Raw genomic sequence first — 21,858 nt, forward strand, 5'->3', positions numbered from 1 at the left:
TGATATTGTTTGTAAATGACAACCCCCAAAAGTACGCCGCGCACTGCTGTTAGGGACATAGAAGAATCAGTTCGGACTGACTTCAAAGACACCATGTCCTACGGTTGTTATTTGGGCCTCGACAGCCTACTCACTTCCCAACATCCGTTGAGCAAGCCGGAACACCATGATGAGCTATTGTTCATCATTCAGCACCAGACGAGCGAGCTGTGGTTGAAGCTCGTCTTGCACGAGCTTCTGGAGTCGCGCCGACTCATGGACCAATCCGATCTTGGCAAGGCATTGAAGTGTCTGGCCCGGGTCAAAGCGATTCAACGAACGATGACAGAACAGTGGTCGGTCCTGGGGACACTCACACCACGCGAGTATGCTCAGTTCCGGGGCGCCTTGGGGAGCTCGTCGGGATTTCAGTCGTACCAATACCGAGCGGTCGAGTTCATTCTCGGCAATAAGAACGCCAACATGCTCAAAGTCTTTGAGAGCGAGCCCGAAGCCCACAAACTGCTCTCTGGGCTGTTGGAGGAACCGACAATCTACGACGTTTTCCTGAGAGCCTTGGCCCGGGAAGGGTACGACATAAGTGCGGACATTCTTCATCGCGATGTCCGTTTACCCTGGGTCTTCCAGAAGTCCCTTGTTCCTGTTTTCAAAAAGATCTACGAATCGGATGAGACGCCCTGGGGATACTACGAGGCGTGCGAGGATCTGGTCGATCTTGAAGACAACTTCCAGGCTTGGCGCTTTCGCCATCTGCGGACGGTTCAACGGACCATCGGGTTTAAGGCGGGGACCGGCGGATCATCGGGCGTCGACTTCCTCCGACGTGCCTTGGACCTAACTTTTTTCCCAGAGCTGTACGCAGTTCGGACTGAAATCGGCAACTGAGGCTGCCCGGAAACGACTTACGGCAAAGAAAGATGACACGATGACTTCCACATCCGATCACACCGCAACCGCTGCATCCCTATTGGACGAGTCTGACCCCCTGCGGAGATACCGAGATTATTTTCTGGACTCCACGGAAGACAGGATCGTGGCCTACCTTGACGGAAACTCTCTGGGACGGCCCTTGGCTGCAACAAAGGGACGCATGGCCGACTTCATCGACAACGAGTGGGGAGCGCGGCTCATCCGTAGTTGGGATGAGCGATGGATGGACGAGCCAACCCAGGTCGGCGATAAGTTGGCCGATGCGGTACTTGGCGCCGCACCTGGTCAGACCGTCGTCGGAGACTCCACCTCCGTCCTGCTCTACAAACTCATCCGAGCAGCCTTGGACGGATCCATGCCGTCTGGCAGGGACGAGATAGTCCTTGATCGGGACAACTTTCCGACGGATCGTTTCATCGTCGAAGGCATTGCGGCCGAACGCGGAGCAACGATCCGATGGATTGAGCCAGACGCTGCCAGCGGTGTCCGCCCGGAGGACCTGCTAGGCCTCCTCGGACCCCGCACGGCCGTGGTCGTGCTCAGCCATGTGGCTTACCGTTCAGGCTTCCTCGCCGATGCACCGACCATCACTAAACTCGTCCAGGGCGCAGGCGCGTTGATGCTGTGGGACGTTTGCCACTCGGTCGGTTCGGTCCCAATGCACCTCGACGACTGGGGCGTGGATATAGCAGTCGGTTGCACCTACAAATACCTCAACGGGGGCCCTGGGGCGCCGGCGTTCGCCTACGTCAGGAGTGAGTTGCAAGATCGCCTCCAACAGCCGATCTGGGGCTGGATGGGCGCCAGCCAACCCTTCGGCATGTCACCAAATTATGAACCCGCGGCAGGAATTCGCAGGTTCATAACCGGCACCCCTCCGGTGCTCGCGATGCAGCCCCTAAAGCATATGCTGGAACTCATTGCCGAAGCCGGCATGCTTGCAATCCGAGCGAAGTCTGTAGCACTGACCGCCCACGCCGTCACGCTGGCCGACCAGTGGCTGGCACCACTCGGGGCTGAAATGGTCAGTCCTCGTGACCCTGCCGAGAGAGGGTCCCACATCACAATCAATCATCCAAAGTTCGCCGAGGTCACCGCGCGGCTTTGGGATGTGGGCGTCATCCCCGACTTCCGCCCACCACACGGTCTTCGCATTGGGTTATCACCCCTCAGCACCAGTTTTTCCGAACTGGAAGCAGGAATGTCCGCCATCCGCGATGTCCTCACCGAGGCCCTATAGTGTCCGTCCTGGATGATACCTTCTCGCGGCCGGGCAGCGTCGTTTCTCTGCTTCGAACAACAATAGGTCTCTACCTGCGCCAATGCGGTGGGTGGATGCCCGCCAAATCCCTGACAGATCTCATGGAGGTCCTGGACGTCCCAGTGGAACTCACGCGAACGGCGCTAACCCGCCTGAAGCAGAAGGGTGTTCTGATAGCGGAGGTCAAAGCAGGAACGAAGGGATTTGCACTCACAGACGCAGCAGACATGTTGTATTCCAGAGGGGATCGGAGGATCAACTTTCCCCGAAACATGCAGCCGGACGATTCCTGGTGCCTCATCTCATTTTCTGTACCGGAGGCCCAGCGGGAGCGCCGACATCAACTCAGACGCCAGCTCAGCTGGATTGGATGCGGGACAGTCGCCCCTGGACTTTGGGTATGCCCCGACTTCCTGCGAGAGGAAGTCAACGTGATACTGAAGGATCTCGACCTTCAGCGTCAAGCGGTTCTGTTCACCACACGGACACCAGAAGTAGCCGGAGACCTTCGGGAGATAGTCAGTGAATGGTGGGATCTAGACTACCTCGCCGGCCTTCACAAGGATTTTTGCACCGAATACGGTGCCGTGGAGACAGAATCGGTACCAGCCGACTCGGACACATTCGCCACGTACGTGAAGTGCATTGACCGGTGGCGGGTCATCCCCTACGTAGACCCAGGCCTTCCTGCGACCTGCCTCCCTAACGACTGGCCGGGTGGACGATGCATCGAACTATTCCTGGCCATCCGTAGATCACATGAGCGCCCCAGCCTGGCATTTGTGCAAACCATTCTGCAGGAGGATTCGGGTGTTGCCACCGAGGTTGGGATGGCAGTGACGTGATTGCTGATTAGGGGCGTGGCCACAAAATATGGATTCCGGCCGTAACGCGGGGTGCCATCAATGGCGCAGGTGACACCAGGTAATCGCTTGGTTTTAGATTTTTGTACCAATACGCCGGGGACCCTGGGCCCGACAACCAAAGCAGGGGACTGCCCTGGCCTTTGCTTGCCTCCTGGGCGAAAGAATTGCACTCAGAGCCACTTGGGTTCAGGACACGTTCTGAGTAGGAGTTGGGGTCTGAGTGCACTAACCCCGTCCAGAACGACTTTTCGCTCATCTGAGCTGAGTCGCGTGCCTGCCGATGTGTTTGCGGCTGCAGTGGATCCCCCGTTCGGGTCACTCTCCGCGATGGTGAGGCGCATGTCCTGATGTCGGAGAGCTCAGATCAGGCCCGCGTCTCGCTGTTGGAACTTGCTGCTCAGCTTGTCGCGGTGTCAACGAGCGCGGATGGAAGTCTTGCCACTCGCATGAGCGACCGCTTCCCGTCGTGGTGTGAAACGGCGATGGCTATCGCGGCGGGTCTTGGCAGGGAATCGGTGGAATGGCTCGGTGACACTGAAGCTGTGGACCATCTTTAGAGCATGTCAAGGATTGAGAAGGTTCAGCGGCCGGCAAAGAAAAACGAATACGACTTCGATTCGCATCTGTTCAGGCGGAGCGTGGCTGGACTGACCTGAAGGCTGTATCAGGAATTCCCTGGCTGATGCGGGGGACTATCAGACAAGAACGCCTCGTCGCAACACCTAACAGCTACCGCTTATGTGGGGAGCTGCGTGTTGGGACGAGGGATGGGTCTACCCATGAGCGGTGGTAACGCTGAGGTGTACTACTGGTGTGAGAGCACTCCTTTCGGTAGCTTTCTCGCATCAGTAGCACACTTCACGGCTCATCTGTTAGAAATTCCCGGGGTGTGAGACTGACAATAGCCGCCCCGCGAGCGATCGATGGTCTCCCGACGCCACCGCCATCTGAATCGCCTGTGCTGGTCGGAGCTGAACATTGAACTATCCAGTTTTCTCCCGGAACGGGATAGTACAGTTTCCCGGCTAGGCTGTTGCGGCTGAGTGTGCCTCGGCCGCTGCCCGTACGGCGATGGATAGCGGTGTTGAGGGGCGCCCGATCAGGGTCTGCAGCTCACCGCCGGTGACGAGCAAGTCGCCACGGGCGATGCCCAGGTCGCTGTCAGCCAGGATCTGCGCAAATTGCTCGGGGACTCCTGCCCCGACTAAAACCTGTGTGTAGTCTTCAGCCGGCAGTTGTTGGTAAGCGACATGTTGGCCGGTGGCCGCACTGACTGACTCGGCGAGCTCAGCAAGTGTGAAGGCGGCATCGCCGCCGAGCTCGTAGATCTTCCCTGCCTGGTCGTCGCCGAGTAGTACCGCTGCCGCAGCGTGTGCATAGTCTGCCCGGCTTGCGGCGCTGACCCGGCCTTCACCGGCGCTGCCAAGCACGGCGCCGTGATGGAGGAAGTTGCCAAGTTGCTCGGTGTAGTTCTCCAGATACCAGCCGTTACGCAGGAGAACGAAGGGCAGGCCGGACTCGCGCAGGGCAACTTCTGTGGCCTGGTGTTCTGCGGCCAGCGCCATGCCAGTCGTGTCAGCATTGGCGATGCTGGTATAGGCAATCAGGTCTACGCTGGCCTCCTTGGCGGCGGCGATGACGTTGAGGTGCTGCGGGAGCCGCTGGCCCACTTCGCTGCCGGAGACCAGCAGTACCTTTTTGGCGCCGGAAAACGCCTCGCGCAGGGATGCGGGGTCGTTGTAGTCGATCGAGCGAACCTGGACACCACGGTCCGCAAGGTCTTCAATCTTGGCCAGATCCCGGCCTGTGGCCACGAGCTGTCCTGCAGGAACGTTCTGTTCAAGGAGTGCTTCGACGACGAGGCGGCCAAGTTGGCCGGTTGCGCCGGTAATGACGATGGTCATGAGGGAATCCGTTCGTTGGTGGGTGTCTTTCACCTGTGCCAACATCATGTGTTCGGCATTTCTTCCGAAAGGAGAGTACGCACTTAAAGGTAAGGTGCATACATGAAAGTAAGTACGAGTCCATCCCCGCCGCCCGCCCTTGTCCGCGACGGCATCTTTCCGGCCGCCTGTCCGAGTAGGACGGTGCTCGATCATGTCTCAAGCAAATGGGGTGTGCTCATCCTTGTGGCCTTGGCCCAGGGCCCGCAGCGCTGGAGTGAATTACGCCGTCGAACCGAGGGCATCAGCGAAAAGATGCTCGCCCAAACTCTCAAAACGCTCGAAGGCGACGGGTTCATCCATAGAGACGCCCAACCGGTAATTCCACCCCGGGTCGACTACAGCCTGACTAGCCGCGGTCATGACCTCGTTGCGCTCCTCATCCCGTTAATGGACTGGATCAACCTGCATGCCGAGGAAATCGTCAACGGTCAATGACCCGCACCACTTCTGGTGGTTCCTAGGCCTTGAGTAGGCCTGTGGCGATGAACGCTTTACGGTAGATCTCTTTGATGACGAGTTCCTTGCGGGCGTTGTACTGCATGGAATGTTCGCCGGCGGCCCGTGACAAAGCTGCCGCCTCACGTTTTGTATTTGCGTAGAGAACGCGATCGAAAGGATTGGCGCGAAGCCAGTCGCGAAAGATTCGATGCTTGATTACTTCGGGACTGTCATAGCCAAAGACGTGCAGATGGCAAGCCGGCTCCGAGTGGCGCAGGACACGATGTCCAAACCACCAAGGTTCGCGAACCCGTAGTTCGAAACCGGCACGTTCAAGTGCCGGAACGTACAACGCCTCATCGTTTGGGTCGGCGACGATCAGGTCAATGTCGATAATCGGTTTGGCGGGGAGGCCTGGAACGGACGTCGATCCAACATGCTCGATGACTAGCGCGCGCCAGCCCAGAGCATCCTCGATCTCCTTGGCGAGCAATTCGAATTGCCCGGCCCATGCATCATTCCAATCGACTATGTCAAAATTCAGTGATGGTCCGGCGCCAGGAACATAGGGGGATTGCCCTTCGGGAACAGGCGGTTCGTGAAACGTTACGATGTCGTTGGGGTGCGGCATGGACCAATTCTGACTGATCCTGACCGCTTCCGAGCTGTGCAACACTCTTCTGGTGGAAAGCGCCCAGTAGGCCGGTCCTTCACCAGCGGAACCATGTGCTGGCCTGAACGTATGATTTGGCAGATCAGAGGATGTCGGTTTGACCCGTTCGGTGGCTTGTCGGGTGAGTGCACCGTCTATGGTGCACGGGCGCGTTGGCCTACTACGGTTCCCGTCGTTTCTGACGGTGTGCACCTATTGGCTCGGTGTATGGGCGTTAACCTCACGTTGCCGTCGACGATGAGGAGTTGCTCTCATGTCCTGGGTTCTGTGCGAAGCATGACCGTGGACTGGTTGGTCAGTCACCGGTTGGTACAACTCTGTCCACTGATTTGAGGGTTCACCACCGGGAGATGGATAGGACTTCCGAACCAAGGCCTTACCGGTTTGTTCCCCTGAAGGGTTTTGTCATGCGGCGTTTAGGAACTTCAATACCGATTCTGCTGCTTGTCTCTGGCGGCTCGTTCGTGGCTAGGCCGCGACATTTCCCCTTCACCCTGTTCATGGTGCGCAAGGCCCTTGACTACGTTTGGGGTCGGTTGCCCGGTTCGGTCGCCAGATGCTAGTGCGAAAGGCAGCCGTTCCTGTATCAGTCATGACTGTAGCGGCCCCAATTGAAAAGGGATTCACCGGCGACCTTGAAAGTGTCGCTTCGGCTGACAGGCTCTGTCGGACAACGTCTGACGCAATGCATGCCGGCTTTAGAGGCCCCGATAAAAAGAAGCACCAAGATTCACCTGAAGTCGGGCAGCCCGGTCCTCATCGGCACATTAAAAACGGCACGCTCAACCCAAGGACGCCCTAATTCGCTCGTCTAGCGGGGTGGTTTGTGTTGTTTTTGCCTGGAGTCCGCCAGTGTCCGGGTTTTAACAATGTGGTGGTGGGGCTTGGGGAGTCCGACCATTTTTTGTTGCTGGTGTGTTCTTGTTCGGTTGGGTGTTAGATCCAGGTGGGTGCTGTGGGTGTGTTGGTGATGGTGTCGCGGCCGGTGGCCCAGGCTGTGATTGTTGTCAGTGGTCCGGTGACGATGACGGCGTCGGGGTTGGTGGTGTCACCGTAGCGGGTTCCGGTGCCCTCGATTTCGATGATGAGTCCGGTGTCGGTGCCGCGGGTTTTCCAGGCGCCGGTGATGTCGGTCAGGAGCCGTTGCAGGATGGGTGCGGGGATGTCTGAGACGGTGGCGCCGTTGTTGAGGTCGACGGCGTGGAGCCAGACTTCGCGGGTGCGCATCCAGACCGTTTCCGATGCCGGAACGGTGCGTCCTTGGGCGGTCTTGACCTGATTGGACCACTTGTTATCGGGGAGGTCGCGCCATTCCACGCTCAGGTGCACGGCGGTGTGATCGGTCAGATTACGTAACGCGATAGGGGAGAGAGTCGCACCGAAGTCGATTTCCTGGTTCCTCGCGGTGGGTGAGGAATACATGGGAGTCTCCACCCCTGTGGCCGCCCATTCGATGAGGCGGGCGATCGCGCGGGCGTTGTAGCCGATGTGCGCGGCGATGTGGCGGCGGCTCCAGCCGGGCAGGAGTGAATCGCCGTCGAGCTGCTCATCGGAAAGCTCATTGAGTTTACGGGCGAAGAACGCCGTACCGCGCCGGGCCTGCAGGAGCGCTTCCTGCAGGCCCGGATCGGTGGTCAAATCATGGCGGGCAACCATCAGACTTCCTTGACTACCTTGTTAGTGAGCGTGCCCAGGCCCTCGATGGTGGTGAGAAGGATCTGGCCCTCGGCGAGGTAGCGCTGGGGATCGCGGGCATGTCCGACCCCGCCGGGGGTGCCGGTCGCGATAACGTCGCCCGGGTTCAGGGTGATGATGGTGGAGATGTAATGAACCAGGAATTCCGGGGTGAAGACCACATCGCCTGTCGGGGTCGACTGCATGATTTCCCCATCCACCGCGCTGGTCATGAGCGGGCCCGCGGTGAATTCATCGGTGGTGACCAAGGCGGGGCCGAACGGAGTGCTGTTCTCCCAGGTCTTACCCTGGAGCCACTGAATGGTGCGGAACTGGTAGTCGCGCATGGAGACATCGTTGAGCACGGCGTAACCGGCAATGTGATCGCCCGCGTCTGCTTCGGAGATCCGGCGACCGGGCTTGCCGATGATCACGGCGAGCTCTGCTTCCCAATCCACGGACTCTGACTCGGCCGGCAGGGCCAGGTCGTCGTTGGGGCCGATGAGGGATTCGGCGTACTTGGCGAACAAGGTCGGGTACTGGGGTACTTCGCGGCCCATTTCCTTGATGTGGTTGCGGTAGTTGTGGCCCACGCAGATGATCTTGCCCGGAGCAGGCACAACAGCGGCCAGATCGGCACCGTCGTAGGCGTGGGTAGCGCCGGTAGCGGCTGCCGCAACAGCCTTCCATTCCGGGTTCTTCAGCAATTCACCCACGGAGGCGTAACCATCAATCTCGGTCAGGGTCTCGCCGTCTTGACGGACGGCCTGGGTGGGTGTGGTGCCGTTGGGGGTGCGGAGGGTGAGTAGTTTCATGAGGTGGCGCGTCCTTCGGTGTAGCTGCGGTTGAGGTTAAGGCGTTCAATGATGGGGTGGTCACCGAACTGGAACAGATCAAATTCGGTTTCAGCGTGGATTGACCAGGCAGCCCAGGACGGGACAACGATGAGGTCGCCCTTTTCCAGAAGGTTCGTTTCGCCGTTGATGATGATCGAGCCGCGTCCTTCGAAGACCTGGTAAACGCTCGAGCCGACTTCCCGGACGGTGTCGGTGGAAGCTCCGGCACGTAGGCGGTGGAACTGGGCCCGGATCGTAGACATGACATCCCCACCGGTGGTCGGGTTCACGAAGCGTACCGCCGCATGACCCTGGGAAACGGTGGCCGGGTGGCCCTCATCCTCCAGCAAGAGTTGTTCGGTCAGGGCCCTATCGGTGTGTTCCCAGCGGTAGGCGGCGATGGGGGAGGAGATCGTGTTCTGCAGGCCCGAGAGGGGCCGCAGGCCCGGGTTGGCCCAGAGGCGTTCGGAGCGGGAAATGTCAGGGGTGGATTCATCCGTGACGCGCTCGGTGCCGAATTCAAAGAACGCTGTGTCGGTGTAGTGCACGAATGGGATATCCAGGCCGTCGATCCAGGCCATGGGCTGATCTGTTTCGTTGTGGTGGCCGTGGAAATTCCAACCCGGGGTCAGGAGGAAGTCGCCGCGGGACATGCGTACGGGGTCGCCGTTAACAACAGTCCAAACACCTTCGCCTTCAACGACGAAGCGGAAGGCGTTTTGGGAGTGGCGGTGCTCGGGCGCTGTTTCGTGACCGCCGAGGTACTGGATCGCGGCCCACAATGTTGGGGTGACGTAGGGTTTGCCGCCCAGACCCGGGTTCGCCAACGCAATCGCGCGGCGTTCCCCGCCACGACCAACCGGCACCAAATCACCGGATCGTTCAGCTAGGGGAAGCAATGTGTTCCAACGCCAGACATGCGGGACAGCTTTAGGCGTCGGTACCATCGGCATCAGATCAGCGATCTGCGTCCACAACGGGATCAGGTTCTCGGACTCAAAGTCCTGGTACAGCACCTCCAACGCGGCCACCTCTTCAGGCGTCGCCTCGGGCACGCCCTGCCCGGCCGCAACTGACTCATGCGTGATGTCATCGGCATTGATAGACACTTCTGGCCTCCTGCTTTGATCTGTGTTGATGGACAAGAATGTTGCTCTCGTCACAACAGTAGGTGGGGCGGGCCAATGCATCAAACTTATTCTGTCTGCCAGAATCTTTCTACAGGGCTTTACTGCCATCGGCCAGGCTTCGCGGAGCCGATTCGTCCCAGTTGACCTTCAGTTAGTCGCGGTTGGCGGGGTTGGCGGCAATGTCCAGCTCTAGCTGGCGCCTGGCCGCGGATAAGTGCTGCACCAGTCCGGCATCAAAGAGCGGGCGGAAGCGGGCGATGGGCGTGGCAACGCTGATGGCGCCAATCACGTCCCCGGCACCGTTGTGCAGTGCCATGCCCAAGGCGCTGATGCCTTCCTCGGTGCCTTCGAAGTTGGCGGCAAAACCATTGCGGCGTATGGCCTCTAGTTCGCGCGTGAAGGCCGGGAAGTCCGCTTCGTTAATGTGGTCTCCGCCGATCTCGGCACTGCTGCTGGAAAAGAGCTTGTGCACCATGCCCGGATCCAGTTCGGCAAGGATGGCCTTGCCGCCGGACGCCTTGTGGGCTGGCATGACGCTGCCCTGCCTGTCGCCAACACGAAGTGCGTTGCTTCCTTCAGCTGTGCTGAGAAATCTGACCTTGGTGCCCACTCGCACCATGAGGTTGACCGTCTCATTGAGTTGGCTGGAGAGCAGCTCCATGTGGGGTTGGGCCAGTTGTCTCAGCTGCCTTGTCCAGCCAAGACCTGCAGGACCCACGCCAATGGCCACTCCAGGAACGTAGTTCTTGTGCTCGTCCTGGACCGCGAATCCGCGGTAGACAAGCATCGCCAGCAGTCGGTGCGCCGTGGACGGGGCCACCCCCAGCTCGGCAGCGGCATCCTTGAGCCGCAGCTTGCCACCGTCGCGCAGGAGCTGCAACAGGAGCAGGGCGTTGTCCACGGCCTCGATTGGGTACATGGGCTTTTTTTGAAACTCGTTATTCTGCACAATAGAATTATATTGCCTCCCGGATGTGAAGTGGGCCACCCTTATGAGATGGATTACACAAACAACCCCGTCACGGCCGGCAAAACCGCCGGTGTGAGACGAACCAGGCCAGCAGCGCGGCCGGCCAAGTTCCCGCGTGCATCACTGATGGCCGTTCTGGTTTGCTGGCTGCTAGTGGTCTTTGATGGATACGACCTGATTGTCTATGGCACCGTCCAGTCCTCGCTGATCAACGACACCGGTTGGGGCCTGACCAAGGCAACCGCCGGCACCGTCGGTTCCCTGGCGTTTGCGGGCATGATGATTGGCGCTATTGTTGCCGGCCGACTCGCTGATGCCCTAGGACGCAGACGAACCATCCTGGCGTGCGCCATTGCTTTCTCGGTTCTGAGCGCTGCATGTGCCTTTGCTCCCAATGCCTACGTTTTTGGCGCACTCCGGCTACTCGCTGGCATTGGATTGGGCGGACTTGTGCCGTCGGCCAACGCACTCGTGGCCGAATTGGTGCCCGAGAAGTGGCGTTCCGCCATTGCCACCTTGATGATGTCCGGCGTCCCCATTGGCGGTACGTTGGCGGCAGTTGTTGGCATCCCGTTGATCCCACTCTTCGGCTGGCCAGTGATGTTCTTGGTCGCCGGCTTGGCCCTGGTCATCGTTGTTCCCTTGGGATTCAAATACCTGCCCAAGACTGCTGCTCCCCGGTTGACGGGTGAGCGCGGCGGCTTCGGCGCCTTGCTGAAGGCTCCTTATCTGGGTGCCAGTGTCTTGTTCGCGTTGGCCACCGTTGCCACCTTGTTTGCGTGGTACGGGCTGGGCACCTGGTTGCCCAATCTCATGCAGATGGCGGGGTACAACCTCGGTTCGGCTCTGACCTTTGCCATCGCCCTGAACCTGGGCGCCGTGGCTGGTTCCATCATCACGGCGTGGGCTGGTGGTCGATTTGGTCCCATCCGAACCGGAATCGTCGCAGCAGCTGTAGCCGCAGCAGCCTTGGCCGTCATCATGACCGGTCCACCCGTATTCCTTGTCTACGCCATGTTGGTCCTGGCCGGCGTGGGCACCCACGGCACGCAGTGCCTGATCATCGCCGCCGTCGCCACCCGTTACCCAAGCCACTTGCGCGGCACGGCACTTGGTTGGGCGCTCGGCGTCGGACGCATTGGTGCAGTGGCAGCCCCCCAGGCGGGAGGATTCCTGCTAGCAGCCGGACTTGGCGTGAACTCCAATTTCCTGGCTTTTGCAGGGGCTGCAGCCATTGCAGCGATCCTGCTGTGGGTCATCTCTGTCCGGGCCAAAGTCACTACCTCATCTACCTCATCATCGAATTCATCAACAAACGTAGGAAGCAGCCATGTCTAACTCATCTAGTTCCACCACTGAGACGATCAATACCACCCCGGCACAGGACGTTCTGGTGATTGGTGGCGGCATAGCCGGTCTGGCGGGTGCTCTCGCCCTGCGGGAAAATGGCGCCACTGTCACACTCGTGGAGAATGCGCCGGCGTTCGGCGAAGTGGGTGCCGGACTGCAGATGGCCCCTAACGCCTCGCGTGTTTTGAAGCGCTGGGGCTTGCTGGAAAAGGCCTTGGAAATCGGTGTGCAGCCCAAGCACTTGGTGTTCCGCGACGCCGTCACCGGCGAAGAGCTCACCCGCCAGTCGCTGGGGGAAGAATTTACAGAACGCTACGGTGCTCCTTACGTGGTGATCCACCGCAGCGACCTTCACCGAATCCTGCTGGAAGCCTGCCAAGAGTCCGGAGTGACGCTGCTCAACGGCGTCTTCGTTGAAAAGGTCGAGACCGAAGATGACAAAGCCCGCGCCTTTGCCGCCAACGGCGACGTTTATGAGGCCGACGCCGTTCTGGCCGCGGATGGTTTGAAGTCCACCCTGCGCAAGGCTGTTTCCGAGGATGTTCCGGTTCCGTCGTCGTATGTTGCCTACCGCGGCACGGTGCCCATCACGGACGCCACCCCGAAGGCTGACTTGGAAGACGTCATTGTCTACCTTGGCCCGAACTGCCACCTGGTCCAGTACCCGCTGCGCAAGGGTGAGCTGCTGAACACCGTTGCCGTTTTCAAGTCGCCGTCGTTTGAGCGTGGCGAGGAGCAGTACGGTGGCGTTGACGAGCTGGAAGAGGCCTACAAAGACTGTATTCCGGCTGTTCAGGAAGCCCTGAACAATCTGGCAACCGGCATCCGTTGGCCCATGTACGACAAGAACCCCATCGAGAACTGGGTCAGCGGCCGCATGACTTTGATTGGCGACGCCGCCCACCCCATGCTCCAGTACCTTGCCCAGGGTGCGTGCCAGGCGCTCGAAGATGCTGCCGTTTTGCAGGAAGTCACGCAGGGGACCGTCTTCACCGATACAGGTATCGACGCCAGGGCATGGGAAGGCGCCTTCAATGACTTCAACGAATCACGCGCCGGTCGCACGGCCCGCGTCCAGCGCACCGCTCGCGTCTGGGGAGAGTCATGGCACGTCTCCGGCTTGGCTCGCACGCTGCGAAACCTGTTGTTCAAGAGCCGCGGCGATGGCAACTACCAGTACAACGACTGGCTGTACGGCCAGGAAGGTGATGGCGTTCCGGCCGTTGAGTCCAAGGGCGCAAAGGCTCTGGCCAACTAAATGAGCTAACGAAGTGCCCGCCCCGATGCCGGTGCGGGCACGTTCTCATGCGAACCTTCTAATCGTCCGAGGGTTGCAATCCATTGCTTGAAGGGTTGTCCTGCCTGGACACATGCACTCATTGAACAGCCAGTCCGGAGGCTGGAGGTCTTCGGGAACAGCCGTGGCAGGTGCATGCGAAATGTAGTCTTCGTCCTGAAGCCGTGTCGAGGGGCGTCCCCTCGGCACGGCGATGCCTATCGGCACCATGAGGTTTCATGGTTGCCGACTTAGTTTCTGATGCCGTCATTTCCTCGTCACGCCGGTTACAGCACTCATATGGCGCGACCGCGAGCGCAAGGCTGTTTCCATGTGCCTGACTGCGTGCACGTATGACGGACTTGCTAGAAATTCACGGAAGCAAAGGTGCTCGTCCTGCCTGTATCAGACATGCGGCAGGCAGGGCTCCGCGAAGCCCCGGCCGCATGTCGGGCGGGGGATGCCTTGGGCGTCGTCAAGCTGGACCGCCTGACCCGTTCTGTCCAGGATGCCCATGAAATTGCGGATGACCCGCCGACCCAGTAGGCGAACTACGGTTCAACGTAGTGGCCATGATCTCAGGGCTCGAGGCAGACATAATCGGCCTGCGCGCGAAGGAATGAAGGTTGTCAAGCCCAAGGGCAGCTGCGGGGCACTAGTCGCGACCGTCCCTGATGCTCTGTGCAATGAACTTCTGACATTTTGTGCACTCGACTTCTGAAAATGAAACCTGAAGTCTCCGTTGGAGCGGCCAAGCTGTCTCATTGATTGTTCGCGTACATAACGCACGCCAACAATCGTTGCGTGGAGGTTTTTCCCTGGCGCTGCTTTCCTGCACAGTGGTCCCATACTCCGAAAGCGTAGGCTAAGGCGCAAGTGGTGATGGCGGGCTTGCAGGGATGTCACGCAGTGAACGTTCGCGTTGTAGACAACCCGATTAACTTTGCGATGCCGTCGAAGGGATCATCCTGAAGGATGTCCTCGATGAGAGTGTTGATGCGCTTTAGGTTCTTGCCTTTCTGAGGCTGCCAGTACAGATAATCTGCCCAACCCTCGGCTGTCCAAGCGAGAACGCGGCCATTCAAGGCTCTATGAGCCCATACTCAGGTAACCTGACCCCCGCGGGCCGATTCCAGGGCTGGCAGCAGACCGATCGCGTTCTTTGGGGAGCGCAGAAGGTAGCTGTTTCCACCGACGAGTCGTGTTCACCCTTGGACATCAGTTCCGCTGAGCTGCGCTTAGACGCGATCTCAACGTCAGTGTGGTCGAGATTGACGCGCTCCATGAGACCAAACAGGTCGCGTCGAGCTTCCGTCGCTGTTATAGCCACAATTTCCTCCTACATGTACCAAATGTGGTTCCACTTTGTCCGGATGGTTCACAGAAATATCACCACCCCTGACAGTTGGGCCAAACACAAAAAGTTGATCAAGATCCCGAGCAACTCTTCTCACTCCGCCTTGAGTGTTCCTGTTCCTGGGTTCCTTAGGGTCTTAAGACCCTGTGACGGACTCGGTGGGGGTGCAATACTGGCATTTTTGGGGGGAATGCCATGGCTGCACAATTCGAGATAATTCTTTACGCCGACGAGCGATACCGGTTCCGGCTGGCCTGCGCGGAGGGTAGAACCTTACTGCTCTCAGGGCCCTACGACACCAAGAGGGAGACCTTGATGGCGGTCCATGCCGCCCGGGAGGATGCCGCCATGGCCCACATCAAGGTCCTAACAAACAACACGGACCAAACGCGAGGGCTTGGACCGGTGGCGCCAAGCCTCCCCGTCCGGGCGGGTCACTTGGGCGAGGAGTTCTGCAACCCGGCCAGAGATCATCCCGCCGGTGAACCATTTCAGCCCTAGACGGGGACGTTGTAGGACAGCGAGGCCGGCACCGGCCCGCGTGTCCGCTGCCATCCCGGTTCCAAGAAACTGGACCACGCCCCTTGGCAGCGGTCGCGTCCGAACCTCGGTGGGTGTCCGTGCCTTGCCCTTTTTCTTAGAAAGTCCACCACAATCGCCGGTACACAGGATGCGGTGTCAGGGCAGGAAAAGGCCCCTGCCGACGTCGCAGTGGGACGGGCAGTATCGACCCGTCCGCGTTGCGGCGGCCGCCTGAATCCGCTGTTTGCGCCGGCGTAGTGCAATGTTGGGGACTGCCTCTCGATTTCTCAGTTGGGAGTCACCGCCATGTGCGCTCGCCGAATGGCTGGGCTGTTCCGACGAGGATGGACGCGGGCTTTTCAGTAATTCCTTGTGCAGAACCGCCTTCCCCATGCCGTTGTTTGCACCGAAACTTTCGATGCGGCTGTCGCACAGGAGACACATAATCGCCGAGCCTCGGGGTTGACCGACCACTATAGGGGTACGGTGAGGACATGAGGTCGAATCTGGGCCGAGTCCATCCTTGTGGGAACACCTCAGTTAGGGCGCAGCCATGCTGACCATCATTAGCTCTCTTCCTTCCAGTCCAGGCCTGCTCGTTTGCTCGTCCAGAGCGGCTATAGGGCTGCTTCTTGAACGCCAGGCGGTCGTTTCCCATGTGGCGTGAGGTTCTGAGGAATCGTGTTGAGGCCCTCCGTGAAGAGTTTCTCTCCACGGCCGAGGAGCTGCTTACCACCCAAGACCATGTCCAGGTGCTGCTGTCCGCCGTCGTTTCCATGGCGGAGGATAGCGGCTTGGACGCGGTCCTTGACCGAATCGTCTGCTCTGCATGTGAATTGGTGGGGGCACGATACGGTGCGTTGGGCGGCATGGATGGTGAGGAATCCCTAAGCCATTTCATCACCACCGAATTCGACCCGGAGCAAATTGGGGGTATCGAGGACCTGCCCACCGCCCAGGGGGTATTCGGAGACTTGATCGCTGTCCCTGCACACCACCCGTCCGTGAAGACTTTCCTGAGCATACCCCTCCGGGTTCGTGAGACTGTCCTCGGGAGCCTGTATCTGACAGAGAAGGTCGACGGCGGCGAATTCAGTGCCGAGGACGAGGCCCTGTGTACAGCCCTGGCTGCAGCTGCCGGCGTGGCAATTGAAAGCGCCCGCCTTTTTGAGGCCACCGCCCGCCGCCGCCAATGGCTTGAAGCCGGGGTCGAAGCCAACGAACGAATACTGGCTGGCAAGGACGACAGCAACGAACAAATTCTCGCGGTCATCGCCGGGCACGCGCTGGCAGCCGCCGATTCGGCCTTGGCGATCGTCGCCTTGATCACCCCGGATCGACAACGCCTCATCTGCCACACCACAGCCGGTGCCGGCACGTTCACGGCTGGGCAGGAAATAACTCTTCAACCACTCCTCACCAAGGTCCTCACCACGGGGGTCACAAGTGCCGTGCGCACCGCCGCTGAGGTATTCGGCCCCGGAGTCACGGCCCAGCTTGGACCCGCCCTGGTGGTGGGCCTGGATCTGGCAGATTTAGGCCCAGGTCTGCTCATCCTCGCACGCCCCGCGGGGGCGGTTGTCTATTCACAGGAGGATGCGGAAACCAGTATTCTCTTCAGCTCACGAGTTGCCCTGGCTGTTGAAATGGTCCACAACCGCCGGGAGAGGGAATCCCTATTAGTCTCCGAAGACCGGGACAGGATTGCCCGGGACCTGCACGACCGGGTCATCCAGAGGATCTTCGCGGCCGGACTGAGCCTGCAAAGTCTCCGCCAAGTCATCACCGATGAGCCTTCGCTTCGGCGTGTCACCTCGATCACCAGGGAGCTGGACGAATCGATTCGCGAACTCCGCGAAACCATCTATTCCCTCCACCATCCACAAAAGCTCCTGGAACCGCTCAGCCGCCGTGTCCTTTCCACCATTAGCCTGCTGACCCTCGACGCCAGCTTCAAACCCCGCATCGAGCTGGTTGGACCCCTCGACGGCGTGATCTCCGTGGCTGTGGCCGAAAGTTTGATAGCCGTGGTAACCGAAGGGCTCAGCAATGTGGTCAGGCATTCCGACGCCGTTGCCGTGGGTGTGAGCGTCAAAGTGGACCACACAATGGTGACACTGGAAATTACCGATAACGGCGACGGATTTGCCAACCCCGACCGCATGAGCGGTCTGGCCAACATGAAACACCGCGCCACAGCCTTGGGCGGGTCTTGCAGCATCGACAGCGTGTTGGGACAGGGTACTTCCCTGGCCTGGGCCGTGCCCCGCACCCAACCCACGTCCAGGGCTTCTTCATAGGCGCAAGCATTGATGGCCCACAATTGGTAGCCTGAGACCCCAGTGTGCCGAGATCGTGGTGGTTACTTCAACGTCACTTTCAAGGATGATTGCAAGAGTTCACAATGGGCGGTCTTCTCCGCAAAATGCCCGTCACATCAGTCATTGGAGCGAGACGGCATCAATTGCCACGCCATCCACCACGAGGGCCACGCCCGCTATGAGCTCAGCGATCCCCGCCCCTCCTTGGTGGACCCGTTGCGAGCACGGCAGATCTGCGCCGAATCACACGTCGAACAGGTGCTCCAGGCCCAAGATTGTGGTGCCGTTCAGTGAGTTCATCGGCGATGAACTTGTACCCGAATGCAGGATCGACAGCACGGACATACAACGCAGCATTGATCACGTGCACATCATCCCAGTTCCACTCCGTCACAGGGATTCCCAGACCGTCTTGGTCCGTGACCAGCGGATAGTTCATTGGGCGTTAACATCCCGAGCAAGATAAGCGGCCGCCCGCCCCGACACACCACATTCTTGCTCGAGCATGCCATTGCGATTCTTCAGTTCACGATCTCCGTGCCGTAGGCAGCAGGCGTGCTCAACACCCTTCCATGAGCGCCACCTCGCTGGGGCAAGGAGTCAAATAGCTCCGGGTAGACCCAAAGGAGCCGAGCTGCGGTAATGGACTTCAACGTTAGTTCCGCGCGGTTTGTTCACCGCAGCGGGCGGATCCGGCTTTGTTTGGCTCAGTCAGATGGCCTCTGGCGCGGCGAGGCGGACGTCGCCTAGGACGCGGGCACTCGTCCGCGCCAATGCTCGGCGAGAGAGCAAGCGACTGCTCAGAGCGGTGACGTGGTTGAGCCGGCCTGAGACGATGCTCGGGCGGCCGTTTGCCTTGTCGAGCTCCCGGATCGCTGTTTCGATCACTTGTGTGGGTGTCTGTTGTTTTCCGACGGATGCCTCATCAGTGCCGACGACATCGAAGAACTCCGTTTTTGTCGAGCCTGGGCTCACAGCGAGCACGCGAAGCCCTGTGCCCCGGGCCTCGGCCCAGAGTGCCTCGGTGAAACTCAGCACGAATGCCTTGGTTGCTCCGTAGACAGCCATGCCGGGCGTCGGTTGATAGGCCGCGGTGCTCGCTACCATGATGAGCGCGCCACGGCCCTGAAGCAACTGGGGCATGAAGGCTCGGGAGAGCTCGACGACGGCGCCCACGTTTAGCTGCATCTCACCGGCCATGCGTTCCGGGTCGGCCTGGTCGAACGCACCGTGGCTCGCGAAGCCGGCATTGTTGATCAGTGAGGTGATACGGATTTTGCGGTGTTCCAGTTCGTTGCGCAAGGCGACCGCGGCACCACTAATTCCGAGGTCGGCTGGAAGTACCTCGATGTGCACGTTCGTTGCGGCACGCAGTTCCGATGCGAGTTCCTCAAGTCGTTCGGCTCGTCGGGCGACGAGCACCAGGTTCGATCCGCGCGCTGCGAACCGCCGGGCAAATTCGGCACCGAGACCTGAACTCGCGCCGGTGATCAGTGTGGTTCCCTCGCTGAGGTCTAGTTTCATAGTGGACTCCTTTGGTCGAAGCAGGCAATGTTGTCAGTGACATCATTCTGTAGGGACTCGTCCTTGTTGTCAATGTCAACATCGAGGTAGGATCAGCAGGTGCGCATTGACTCTTATCATCACGGCGATCTCCGCCGCACCCTGTTGGAAGCGGCTGCGGCCAGCATCGAGACCAATGGTGTTGAAGCGCTCTCGCTGCGGCAGTTAGCCCGCGATGCCGGTGTCAGCCATGCTGCTCCGAGTCGGCACTTCCGCGACAAGCAGGCGCTCCTGGATGCCCTTGCGGAAGATGGTTTCAACCGTCTGGCCGCATCTCTCGACGAGGCAACCAGTGGTGCGGCGACCACGTCGGAGGAAGCTCGACGACGATTCGATGACCTGGCGCGCAGCTATGTTGGGTTCGCTCTCGCCCAGCCCACGCTCTTGTCGCTCATGTTCAGTCTGAAGCACGCACCCAGCGCCCGCACTGAGCTCCTTGCCGCAGGACACGCCTCGATGGAACTGACGATGCGCGTCGTCGTGGCGGCTCAGGAGATCGGCGCGATCGGCCCCGGAGACCCGCAGCGCATAGCACTCGTCGCCTTCGCGACCTTCCACGGTGTCGCGACACTCACCTCTGGAGGCCTCCTTGACGAAGTGCCGGCAGAGGATCTAGTCGCGACCGCGAGTGAGCTTTTCTGGAACGGCCTCCAACCATGACCAGCCCCGCTGGCGTGACGTTGGGCTCAGTCGACCCGTGATATGACTACTTTTAGGGCCTTGGTTGTGGCTGCATTTGAAAATGTTTCGTAGGCTTCCATCATCTGGTCAAGAGGGAAAAAATGCGTGGCGAACCGTTCAGCCGGGATCTTGTTTGAGGCAACCAACTTGAGCAGCATGGGCGTCGTATTTGCATTGACCAAGCCCATGGTGATGGAGATGTTACGAATCCACAGCTCCTCCAGATGCAGTTCGACCGCTTTGCCATGGACGCCAACGTTGGCTACATGGCCACCGGGGCGAACGGCGTCCAGGGCCATCTCAAATGTCTCGGGTACACCAACGGCCTCAATGGCGACATCCACTCCGGCGCCATCGGTCAGTGCAAGAACCTGTTCCTTCCAGTTCGATGCGCCCGACACGACAGTGTCTGTGGCACCAAATGCCTTGGCCTGCTCCAACCGCCCGTGGTCAACATCAATGGCAATGACCGTCGCCGCCCCACATAGCCCGGCTGTCATCATCGCTGCAAGACCCACCGGACCGGCACCGATAACCGCCACCACATCCCCAGGTTTAACCTGGCCAGACAGCACGCCGATTTCGAACCCCGTGGGCAGAATGTCGGAGAGCATGACCGCCTGGACGTCTGTCACGCCGTCGGGCAGTTTGTGCAGGGAGTTGTCTGCGTACGGCACGCGCACGTATTCTGCCTGCGTCCCGTCAATCAGGTGGCCAAAAATCCAACCGATCCCGGGCGCACCCTCTGCTCCGAGACAGTGTGAAGGCAAGCTGGTGCGGCAATTGACACAGTGTCCGCATGACTTGATGCAGGAGATAATGACGCGGTCACCGACCGCGAAATCCTTGACGCCTGTGCCGGTTTCCGAAATGGTGCCCACACCTTCATGGCCCAAAATCCGGCCAACTTGGACGGCAGGAACGTCTCCCTTGAGAATGTGCAGATCCGTTCCGCAAATGGTTGTGGTGTCTATGCGGACAATGACGTCACCAGAATTCAGCACTTGCGGCATCGGAACTTCCATCCACTGTTTGACTCCGGGGCCCTGATAAACCAATGCTTTCATGGTGCGTCCTTTCGAAAGGAGGGGATACGCGGTCACCAGCGGTTCGGATTGGGGTGCACGCGACGGTTAGGGCCATGGGGCCTGCATTCGCGGGACTAGTCACCCGGAACCTTGCGTCCTGCGCAGGGCGGCACTGCCGGGTGAACCATAGCGACGGGGACGGGTAGCCAGTGCGGGGAGGGCCGCTATTCCAGTCCGGCACGGATTGCGGCGGCCAGAGGAACATTCCAAGTCATGGAGGCATCCAAGGTAATGCGTCGGCCCGTCACGGTTTCCGGAACAATACGGATCAGGTGGGTTTTTCCGACGCCCTGCCAAGGAAACAAGCCGCGAACGGTGGAGTTCAACTCGAGGCTTTCTGGTGAGGCATGTTCAGCGCGTCCCTTGATGACCACGCTCCAGGCTATTCCAAATTCGGCGCTAATAGCATCCGCTTCCACGGCGACATTCGCGTCTTCATCGATCGCGTGCAGCTTTGTGCCATAACCTGTCCGGAAGATGAGTGATTCTCCGTCGATTTCGTAGTTGACCGGGAATACATCGGGGCGACCGTTTACGTTCACGGCGAGGCGGCCGACCGACGTCTCTCCTAAGAGCTTCCAGCATTGCTCGGCCGTCAGGATGTCTGCTTGGGGTGCCACTGTATGTTCTCTCATCTGAGCGATTCTACGGAGACGCAAGCAGGTGAAACTAGGGTCCAAAGGCCCAACTACAAGGGTTCCACTGAACGGGCAGGGCCGATCGTGGGGTCGCCGGTGGAGGCGCTTGCCATCCCATAGTCCTCGATCATGGGGCATTGTTGCCTTTCGTCTGCTGAGCTGCCGCGGCTGCTCCAAGAACGTCAACTGTTGTCCACAGTCCTATGTCGCAACGACTTGGGACCACCCCTGGCCAAGGACGCCAGGGGTGGGTGCTGGAGGCGGCAGCCGAACACCGGCTACGGAGCTCAAGTGTGGTGCCATCCAGACTCGACGGTTAGGGACTTTTGACCCTGTGC

At 59.7% G+C, this 21,858-nt stretch carries 22 protein-coding genes; 11 read left to right on the top strand and 11 right to left on the bottom strand.

Annotated elements, in window-relative coordinates; all coding sequences use genetic code 11:
* Positions 1-15 precede the first annotated feature (15 nt).
* The 4 genes from kynA (at position 16) to BLV41_RS22400 (ending at position 3,614) form a co-directional block, all read left to right on the top strand.
* Positions 16-885 carry a tryptophan 2,3-dioxygenase gene (gene kynA, locus BLV41_RS05570; RefSeq protein ID WP_074710929.1) on the top strand — a complete coding sequence of 290 codons (870 nt, stop codon included), beginning with the start codon at positions 16-18 and terminating at the stop codon, positions 883-885.
* Positions 886-925: 40 nt separating this feature from the next.
* Positions 926-2,170: a kynureninase gene (locus tag BLV41_RS05575; protein ID WP_074710930.1), complete on the top strand. Its 1,245-nt coding sequence runs from the start codon at positions 926-928 to the stop codon at positions 2,168-2,170.
* Entirely contained in the window at positions 2,170-3,036 is an 867-nt protein-coding gene (locus BLV41_RS22920; RefSeq protein ID WP_342028176.1) for a PaaX family transcriptional regulator, read from the top strand. Before BLV41_RS05575 ends, BLV41_RS22920 begins: the two co-directional genes overlap by 1 nt.
* A gap of 368 nt (positions 3,037-3,404) precedes the next feature.
* Complete coding sequence (locus BLV41_RS22400; protein ID WP_244516744.1) at positions 3,405-3,614, top strand: hypothetical protein; 210 nt, start codon at positions 3,405-3,407, stop codon at positions 3,612-3,614.
* 468 nt (positions 3,615-4,082) lie between these two features.
* Here the strand turns inward: BLV41_RS22400 and BLV41_RS05590 are convergent, their stop codons facing one another.
* On the bottom strand, positions 4,083-4,961 hold the full coding sequence (locus tag BLV41_RS05590; RefSeq protein WP_074713123.1) for an SDR family oxidoreductase: 879 nt from the start codon (positions 4,959-4,961) through the stop codon (positions 4,083-4,085).
* Between the two features lie 102 nt (positions 4,962-5,063).
* Between BLV41_RS05590 and BLV41_RS05595 the strand changes: the two genes are divergently transcribed.
* Positions 5,064-5,438 (top strand): winged helix-turn-helix transcriptional regulator, encoded by a 375-nt coding sequence (locus BLV41_RS05595; RefSeq protein ID WP_074710931.1) that lies wholly within the window; start codon positions 5,064-5,066, stop codon positions 5,436-5,438.
* A 22-nt stretch (positions 5,439-5,460) separates the two neighbouring features.
* On the opposite strand, the gene BLV41_RS05600 is transcribed toward BLV41_RS05595, so the two are convergent.
* From BLV41_RS05600 to BLV41_RS05620, 5 genes are all read right to left on the bottom strand, one after another.
* A complete protein-coding gene (locus tag BLV41_RS05600) occupies positions 5,461-6,072 on the bottom strand; it encodes a GrpB family protein (RefSeq protein WP_074710932.1) in 612 nt (203 codons plus the stop codon).
* 978 nt (positions 6,073-7,050) lie between these two features.
* Positions 7,051-7,770, bottom strand: coding sequence for a maleylpyruvate isomerase family mycothiol-dependent enzyme (locus BLV41_RS05605; protein WP_074710933.1), 720 nt, complete (start codon positions 7,768-7,770; stop codon positions 7,051-7,053).
* A complete protein-coding gene (locus BLV41_RS05610) occupies positions 7,770-8,603 on the bottom strand; it encodes a fumarylacetoacetate hydrolase family protein (RefSeq protein WP_074710934.1) in 834 nt (277 codons plus the stop codon). Before BLV41_RS05610 ends, BLV41_RS05605 begins: the two co-directional genes overlap by 1 nt.
* A complete protein-coding gene (locus tag BLV41_RS05615; protein ID WP_074710935.1) occupies positions 8,600-9,733 on the bottom strand; it encodes a cupin domain-containing protein in 1,134 nt (377 codons plus the stop codon). Before BLV41_RS05615 ends, BLV41_RS05610 begins: the two co-directional genes overlap by 4 nt.
* Positions 9,734-9,905: 172 nt before the next feature.
* Positions 9,906-10,673 (bottom strand): IclR family transcriptional regulator, encoded by a 768-nt coding sequence (locus tag BLV41_RS05620; RefSeq protein WP_170835431.1) that lies wholly within the window; start codon positions 10,671-10,673, stop codon positions 9,906-9,908.
* Between the two features lie 78 nt (positions 10,674-10,751).
* On the opposite strand from BLV41_RS05620, the gene BLV41_RS05625 reads away from it, so the two are divergent.
* The 3 genes from BLV41_RS05625 (at position 10,752) to BLV41_RS22405 (ending at position 13,896) form a co-directional block, all read left to right on the top strand.
* A complete protein-coding gene (locus BLV41_RS05625) occupies positions 10,752-12,062 on the top strand; it encodes an MFS transporter (protein ID WP_083360614.1) in 1,311 nt (436 codons plus the stop codon).
* Complete coding sequence (locus BLV41_RS05630) at positions 12,055-13,332, top strand: FAD-dependent oxidoreductase (protein WP_074710936.1); 1,278 nt, start codon at positions 12,055-12,057, stop codon at positions 13,330-13,332. Before BLV41_RS05625 ends, BLV41_RS05630 begins: the two co-directional genes overlap by 8 nt.
* Before the next feature lie 429 nt (positions 13,333-13,761).
* On the top strand, positions 13,762-13,896 hold the full coding sequence (locus tag BLV41_RS22405; RefSeq protein ID WP_244516989.1) for a recombinase family protein: 135 nt from the start codon (positions 13,762-13,764) through the stop codon (positions 13,894-13,896).
* Between the two features lie 356 nt (positions 13,897-14,252).
* On the opposite strand, the gene BLV41_RS23005 is transcribed toward BLV41_RS22405, so the two are convergent.
* Together BLV41_RS23005 and BLV41_RS05640 are read right to left on the bottom strand one after the other, a co-directional pair.
* Positions 14,253-14,435, bottom strand: coding sequence for a type II toxin-antitoxin system YoeB family toxin (locus tag BLV41_RS23005; protein WP_074710937.1), 183 nt, complete (start codon positions 14,433-14,435; stop codon positions 14,253-14,255).
* Complete coding sequence (locus BLV41_RS05640; protein WP_244516990.1) at positions 14,432-14,635, bottom strand: hypothetical protein; 204 nt, start codon at positions 14,633-14,635, stop codon at positions 14,432-14,434. Before BLV41_RS05640 ends, BLV41_RS23005 begins: the two co-directional genes overlap by 4 nt.
* 267 nt (positions 14,636-14,902) lie before the next feature.
* Here BLV41_RS05640 and BLV41_RS05645 point away from each other — a divergent pair, with 267 nt between their 5' ends.
* Positions 14,903-15,208, top strand: coding sequence for a YegP family protein (locus BLV41_RS05645; RefSeq protein WP_074710938.1), 306 nt, complete (start codon positions 14,903-14,905; stop codon positions 15,206-15,208).
* A 677-nt stretch (positions 15,209-15,885) separates the two neighbouring features.
* Positions 15,886-17,529: a sensor histidine kinase gene (locus BLV41_RS05650; protein ID WP_074710939.1), complete on the top strand. Its 1,644-nt coding sequence runs from the start codon at positions 15,886-15,888 to the stop codon at positions 17,527-17,529.
* 732 nt (positions 17,530-18,261) lie between these two features.
* Here the strand turns inward: BLV41_RS05650 and BLV41_RS05660 are convergent.
* Complete coding sequence (locus BLV41_RS05660) at positions 18,262-19,074, bottom strand: SDR family NAD(P)-dependent oxidoreductase (RefSeq protein ID WP_074710941.1); 813 nt, start codon at positions 19,072-19,074, stop codon at positions 18,262-18,264.
* Between the two features lie 99 nt (positions 19,075-19,173).
* Here BLV41_RS05660 and BLV41_RS05665 point away from each other — a divergent pair, with 99 nt between their 5' ends.
* Positions 19,174-19,773 (top strand): TetR/AcrR family transcriptional regulator, encoded by a 600-nt coding sequence (locus tag BLV41_RS05665; protein ID WP_074710942.1) that lies wholly within the window; start codon positions 19,174-19,176, stop codon positions 19,771-19,773.
* A 26-nt stretch (positions 19,774-19,799) separates the two neighbouring features.
* Here BLV41_RS05665 and BLV41_RS05670 read toward each other — a convergent pair whose 3' ends face one another.
* Together BLV41_RS05670 and BLV41_RS05675 are read right to left on the bottom strand one after the other, a co-directional pair.
* On the bottom strand, positions 19,800-20,861 hold the full coding sequence (locus BLV41_RS05670) for a zinc-dependent alcohol dehydrogenase family protein (RefSeq protein WP_074710943.1): 1,062 nt from the start codon (positions 20,859-20,861) through the stop codon (positions 19,800-19,802).
* Between the two features lie 185 nt (positions 20,862-21,046).
* On the bottom strand, positions 21,047-21,517 hold the full coding sequence (locus BLV41_RS05675) for a pyridoxamine 5'-phosphate oxidase family protein (protein WP_074710944.1): 471 nt from the start codon (positions 21,515-21,517) through the stop codon (positions 21,047-21,049).
* Positions 21,518-21,858: the final 341 nt, after the last annotated feature.

This window comes from Arthrobacter alpinus (assembly GCF_900105965.1).
GTDB classification, from domain to species: domain Bacteria; phylum Actinomycetota; class Actinomycetes; order Actinomycetales; family Micrococcaceae; genus Specibacter; species Specibacter alpinus.

Excerpts from the sequence above, each read along its gene's own strand:
- kynA (WP_074710929.1), top strand. The coding sequence starts at position 16 with ATGACAACCCCCAAAAGTACGCCGCGCACTGCTGTTAGGGACATAGAA.
- BLV41_RS05575 (WP_074710930.1), top strand. The coding sequence starts at position 926 with ATGACTTCCACATCCGATCACACCGCAACCGCTGCATCCCTATTGGAC.
- BLV41_RS22400 (WP_244516744.1), top strand. The coding sequence starts at position 3,405 with ATGTCGGAGAGCTCAGATCAGGCCCGCGTCTCGCTGTTGGAACTTGCT.
- BLV41_RS05590 (WP_074713123.1), bottom strand. The coding sequence starts at position 4,961 with ATGACCATCGTCATTACCGGCGCAACCGGCCAACTTGGCCGCCTCGTC.
- BLV41_RS05595 (WP_074710931.1), top strand. The coding sequence starts at position 5,064 with ATGAAAGTAAGTACGAGTCCATCCCCGCCGCCCGCCCTTGTCCGCGAC.
- BLV41_RS05600 (WP_074710932.1), bottom strand. The coding sequence starts at position 6,072 with ATGCCGCACCCCAACGACATCGTAACGTTTCACGAACCGCCTGTTCCC.
- BLV41_RS05605 (WP_074710933.1), bottom strand. The coding sequence starts at position 7,770 with ATGGTTGCCCGCCATGATTTGACCACCGATCCGGGCCTGCAGGAAGCG.
- BLV41_RS05610 (WP_074710934.1), bottom strand. The coding sequence starts at position 8,603 with ATGAAACTACTCACCCTCCGCACCCCCAACGGCACCACACCCACCCAG.
- BLV41_RS05620 (WP_170835431.1), bottom strand. The coding sequence starts at position 10,673 with ATGTACCCAATCGAGGCCGTGGACAACGCCCTGCTCCTGTTGCAGCTC.
- BLV41_RS05625 (WP_083360614.1), top strand. The coding sequence starts at position 10,752 with ATGGATTACACAAACAACCCCGTCACGGCCGGCAAAACCGCCGGTGTG.
- BLV41_RS05630 (WP_074710936.1), top strand. The coding sequence starts at position 12,055 with ATGTCTAACTCATCTAGTTCCACCACTGAGACGATCAATACCACCCCG.
- BLV41_RS22405 (WP_244516989.1), top strand. The coding sequence starts at position 13,762 with ATGCGGCAGGCAGGGCTCCGCGAAGCCCCGGCCGCATGTCGGGCGGGG.
- BLV41_RS05640 (WP_244516990.1), bottom strand. The coding sequence starts at position 14,635 with ATGGAGCGCGTCAATCTCGACCACACTGACGTTGAGATCGCGTCTAAG.
- BLV41_RS05645 (WP_074710938.1), top strand. The coding sequence starts at position 14,903 with ATGGCTGCACAATTCGAGATAATTCTTTACGCCGACGAGCGATACCGG.
- BLV41_RS05650 (WP_074710939.1), top strand. The coding sequence starts at position 15,886 with ATGTGGCGTGAGGTTCTGAGGAATCGTGTTGAGGCCCTCCGTGAAGAG.
- BLV41_RS05660 (WP_074710941.1), bottom strand. The coding sequence starts at position 19,074 with ATGAAACTAGACCTCAGCGAGGGAACCACACTGATCACCGGCGCGAGT.
- BLV41_RS05670 (WP_074710943.1), bottom strand. The coding sequence starts at position 20,861 with ATGAAAGCATTGGTTTATCAGGGCCCCGGAGTCAAACAGTGGATGGAA.
- BLV41_RS05675 (WP_074710944.1), bottom strand. The coding sequence starts at position 21,517 with ATGAGAGAACATACAGTGGCACCCCAAGCAGACATCCTGACGGCCGAG.